This window comes from Citrobacter sp. wls827 (assembly GCF_005280875.1).
Classification (GTDB): Bacteria; Pseudomonadota; Gammaproteobacteria; order Enterobacterales; family Enterobacteriaceae; genus Citrobacter; species Citrobacter youngae.
Map to the genome: position 1 here is coordinate 137,081 of NZ_SZWR01000015.1, position 4,854 is coordinate 141,934.

The window sequence follows — 4,854 nt, forward strand, 5'->3', positions numbered from 1 at the left end:
ATCCCAGCTGAGCGAAGAACAGGTAACTGGGCTGTTGCACCGTAAAGGTCTGCACGCATACACCCACGCCACGCTGGTGTCGCCGGTGCATCTGAAAGAGGATTTGGCCCAGACGCGTAAGCGCGGCTATTCCTTTGATGATGAGGAACATGCGCTGGGCCTGCGCTGCGTGGCGTCGTGCATTTATGACGAGCACCGCGAGCCGTTCGCCGCGATTTCCATCTCCGGCCCGATTTCGCGCATTACCGACGATCGCGTGACCGAGTTCGGCGCCATGGCGATCAAAGCGGCGAAAGAAGTGACGCTGGCGTATGGCGGATTTCGCTAAGATGGGGTTGCCGGGTGGCGGCTACGCCTTACCAGGCCTACGGTCGGTTTCATAACGCACGCTGAAACGTTGTTTGCGCCGGTAGGCGTAAACATCTTCCACATGCCCGTTTTTAATCCGCGTTTGCAGACCACGCCAGTAGTCGGCGCTGAACAAGTCAGCGTGCATCTCTTCAAATAGCGGACCAATACGCGGATCGGCACATAGCCAGTGCCGAAACTCTTCCGGGAAGACATCTCCAGGCGATACGCTGTACCACGGCTCAGCGCTCATCTCATCTTCCGGGTAGCGTGGCGGCGGGATATGACGGAAATTAACCTCCGTCATGTAGCAGATTTCATCGTAATCGTAGAACACCACGCGCCCGTGGCGGGTGACGCCGAAGTTCTTAAACAGCATATCGCCGGGGAAAATATTGGCGGCGGCCAGTTGACGAATCGCGTTGCCGTACTCTTCAATGGCATCGCGCAGTTGTTGACCTTCGACCTGCTCCAGCCAGATATTCAGCGGCACCATCCGTCGTTCGATATACAGATGGCGAATGACAATCTGATCGCCAAGATCGGTAATTTTTTCCGGGGCTTCCTGCAATAACAGCGCCATCAGCGCCGGATCGATTTGCCGTTTATCCAGCACAAAATTCTCGAACTCCTGGGTGTCAGCCATCCGCCCAACGCGATCGTGCTCTTTGACCAGTTGATAACAGGCGCGGACGTGGGCGGCAGACATCTCTTTTTGCGGCGCAAATTTGTCTTTGATGATTTTAAACACCCGGTCAAAGCCCGGTAGTGTAAACACCAGCATCACCATACCGCGGATCCCCGGCGCTTCAATAAACTGCTCATCACAGTTGGCCAGGTAGAGCAGATACTCCCGATAGCTTTCCGTTTTTGCATGCTTCTGGCAGCCAATCGCCATATACAATTCAGCGGTGGTTTTACCGGGCAGGATCTCGCGCAGCCACTCCACTAACGCCGCGGGCAGCGGAGCGTAAACCATAAAGTAGGAGCGGGCAAAGCCAAACACAATGCTCGCCTCCGCCGTCGTGGTCAGGCAGGTATCGACAAACAGCTCACCTTCGTCTGTCCGGTGGATTGGCAGTAAAAACGGCAGCGTTCCAGAAGGGGTAATCAGTTTCCCGACCAGCCAGGCGGCCTTGTTACGATAAAACAGTTCATTCGCCACCTGTAAATGGCAGCCCTGCAACACATCCGCTCCCAGGGTTTCGGTCAGGTGTTCGATGATGTAGTGGATATCACGATGTTTATTCTGCCATGGAAGACGCAGGGGCAGATCGCTAAGGACGCGAGTCAGCAGCCACTCCCAGCCGGTATCAGGAAAAAAGTCTTTCGCCAACGGGCGTGGGATCGTGCGGAAACGACGCTCTGGCTGAGAACTGAAAATAAACAGCCGCTCGGGAGTCAGCGAGCGGTGATCAAATAACCGACAGTAAACGGAGTTAAAAAAGCTCTCCGCAATCTCGAAGCGCGGGTAATCCGGCAGTAGCCGGGTGTAATGCTCTTTCACGCGAAGTAAAAAATCCGCGTCGGTACTTTTGCCGTCTGTAATGCAGCGCAACTGCTCCACCACCAGACCCACGTGATGATCGTAAAGGTGAATACGGCTTTTCATCGCCTGCTGAACCGCATGCCAGTCGGCATGTTCAAAACGCTGCTGCGCGCCGGAGGTGACTTCCAGAAAACGCCCGTACTGGGCGTCGAAACCTTGCAAAATCGTCTGAGCAATCAGTAATTCCAGGCCACGCGTCATCGACTTCTCCCATCCGGCACAACGTCATGCCGGATGGCGCGTTCGCTTATCCGGCCTACATCCCTTCGTAGGCCCGGTAAGCGCAGCGCCACCGGGCATTAATCAAAACTGCGATTCTTCGGTCGAGCCGGTCAGCGCGGTCACCGAGGAAGCGCCGCCCTGAATGATAGTAGTGACTTTGTCGAAGTAGCCTGTACCCACTTCCTGCTGATGGGACACGAAGGTGTAACCGTCTTTAGCCGCCGCAAATTCTGGCTGCTGAACCTTCTCAACATAGTGGCGCATGCCTTCACCCTGCGCATAGGAGTGCGCGAGGTCGAACATGTTGAACCACATGCTGTGGATGCCCGCCAGGGTAATGAACTGGTATTTGTAACCCATATCCGACAGTTGCTGCTGGAAGCTGGCGATGGTTTTGTCGTCCAGGTTTTTCTGCCAGTTAAATGACGGCGAACAGTTGTAGGCCAGCAGTTTGCCAGGGAATTTCGCGTGAATCGCATCGGCAAAGCGCTTCGCCAGTTCGAGATCCGGCGTGGAGGTTTCACACCACACCAGGTCGGCATATGGCGCATACGCCAGGCCACGGCTGATCGCCTGCTCAATGCCCGCATGCGTACGGTAGAACCCTTCACTGGTACGTTCGCCGGTGATGAACTCGCTGTCGTACGGGTCACAGTCAGAGGTAATCAGGTCAGCGGCGTCAGCATCGGTACGCGCAATCACCAGCGTCGGAACGCCCATGACGTCGGCCGCCAGACGGGCCGCCACCAGTTTCTGAATAGCTTCCTGAGTCGGCACCAGAACTTTGCCGCCCATGTGACCACATTTTTTCACCGATGCGAGCTGATCTTCGAAGTGAACGGCCGCTGCACCAGCCTCAATCATCGATTTCATCAGTTCAAACGCGTTCAGTACGCCGCCAAAACCGGCTTCCGCATCGGCAACGATCGGCAGGAAGTAATCCACATAGCGCGGATCGTTCGGTTCAATACCGGTTGACCATTGGATCTGATCGGCGCGACGGAATGTGTTGTTGATCCGATCCACCACCGACGGGACGGAGTTCGCCGGATACAGCGATTGGTCCGGGTACATGCTGGATGCCAGGTTTGCATCTGCCGCCACCTGCCATCCTGAAAGGTAGACTGCTTCAATACCGGCTTTCGCCTGCTGCAGCGCCTGACCGCCAGTCAGCGCGCCGAGGCTGTTGATATAACCTTTCTTCGATTCGCCGTGCAGCAGACGCCACATTTTCGCCGCGCCAAGCTGAGCCAGCGTGCATTCCTGGTTGACCGAGCCACGTAATTTCACCACTTCCTCCGCGCTATATGGACGGGTGATGCCTTCCCAGCGCGGTTGAGTCCATTCTTTCTGTAATTCTTCGATTTGTTGAGTACGGGTTTTCATGTGCAGATGCTCCATATTGTTTTGTGGTGAATGAGTTACGCCAGCAGGCGGTAGCCTGGCAGGGTCAAGAAATCGATCAGTTCATCAGAGGTAGTGATTTGCTCCATCAGGCGCGCGGCATCGTCAAAACGCCCGCTGCTGTAGCGGTGTTCGCCCAGCTCGTCCTGAATCACCAGCATCTCTTCGGCCAGCATCTGGCGAAACAGCGGTTTGGTGACCGGCTTGCCGTTGCTGAGGGTTTTCTGGTGGTGGATCCACTGCCAGATGGAGGTTCGGGAGATTTCTGCGGTAGCCGCATCTTCCATCAGACCGTAAATCGGTACGCAGCCGTTACCGGAGATCCACGCTTCGATGTACTGCACCGCAACACGGATGTTGGCGCGCATGCCTTCTTCGGTGCGTTCCCCCTCACACGGAGCCAACAGCTGTTCGGCGGTAATCAGCGCATCTTCATTGCGGGTCACAAACAGCTGGTTTTTGTGATCGCCCAGTACCTCATCGAAAATCGCCATCGCGGTATCAGCCAGCCCAGGATGTGCAACCCAGGTTCCGTCATGACCGTTATTGGCTTCCAGCGCTTTGTCCGCTTTGACTTTGGTCAGCACCTGGTTGTTACGTTCCGCATCTTTGCTGGGAATGAACGCCGCCATGCCGCCCATCGCGAACGCGCCGCGTTTATGGCAGGTTTTAATCAGCAGGCGCGAATAGGCGCTGAGGAATGGCTTATCCATCGTCACCACCTGACGGTCCGGCAACACGCGATCCGGGTGGTTCTTCAGGGTTTTGATATAGCTGAAAATGTAGTCCCAGCGACCACAGTTCAGGCCGACAATGTGATCACGCAGCGCGTGCAGAATTTCGTCCATCTGGAAAACAGCCGGCAGCGTTTCAATCAGCAGAGTCGCTTTGATGGTGCCGCGCGGCAGATTAAAACGATCCTCCGCATAGCTGAACACTTCGCTCCACCATGCCGCTTCTTGCCAGGCCTGCGTTTTTGGCAGATAGAAATAAGGGCCACTGCCTTTTGCCAGCAACGCTTTGTAGTTGTGGAAGAAATAGAGGGCAAAATCGAACAGGCTGCCCGGGATGGATTCGCCACGCCAGGTAACGTGTTTTTCCGGCAGATGCAGACCACGAACGCGGCATACCAACAGAGCCGGATTAGGTTTGAGCTGATAAATTTTACCCGCTTCGTTGGTATAGCTAATGGTGCCATTGACCGCATCACGCAGGTTTATCTGCCCGTCGATTACTTTGCTCCACTCAGGAGCCAGCGAATCTTCAAAATCAGCCATAAAGACTTTGACGTTCGCGTTGAGCGCGTTGATGACCATCTTGCGCTCAACGGG

General features: G+C 55.5%; 4 protein-coding genes. 1 reads left to right on the forward strand and 3 read right to left on the reverse strand.

Annotated elements, in window-relative coordinates; all coding sequences use genetic code 11:
- Positions 1-328 (forward strand): IclR family transcriptional regulator C-terminal domain-containing protein (locus FDX03_RS23230; protein WP_283204884.1); only part of this gene is annotated, 328 nt, incomplete at its 5' end.
- A 21-nt stretch (positions 329-349) separates the two neighbouring features.
- Here the strand turns inward: FDX03_RS23230 and aceK are convergent.
- The 3 genes from aceK to aceB form a co-directional block, all read right to left on the reverse strand.
- Positions 350-2,098 carry a bifunctional isocitrate dehydrogenase kinase/phosphatase gene (gene aceK, locus FDX03_RS10035; RefSeq protein WP_137345880.1) on the reverse strand — a complete coding sequence of 583 codons (1,749 nt, stop codon included), beginning with the start codon at positions 2,096-2,098 and terminating at the stop codon, positions 350-352.
- Positions 2,099-2,200: 102 nt separating this feature from the next.
- Positions 2,201-3,505: an isocitrate lyase gene (aceA, locus tag FDX03_RS10040; RefSeq protein ID WP_137345881.1), complete on the reverse strand. Its 1,305-nt coding sequence runs from the start codon at positions 3,503-3,505 to the stop codon at positions 2,201-2,203.
- Between the two features lie 35 nt (positions 3,506-3,540).
- Positions 3,541-4,854 (reverse strand): malate synthase A (aceB, locus tag FDX03_RS10045; protein ID WP_137345882.1); only part of this gene is annotated, 1,314 nt, incomplete at its 5' end.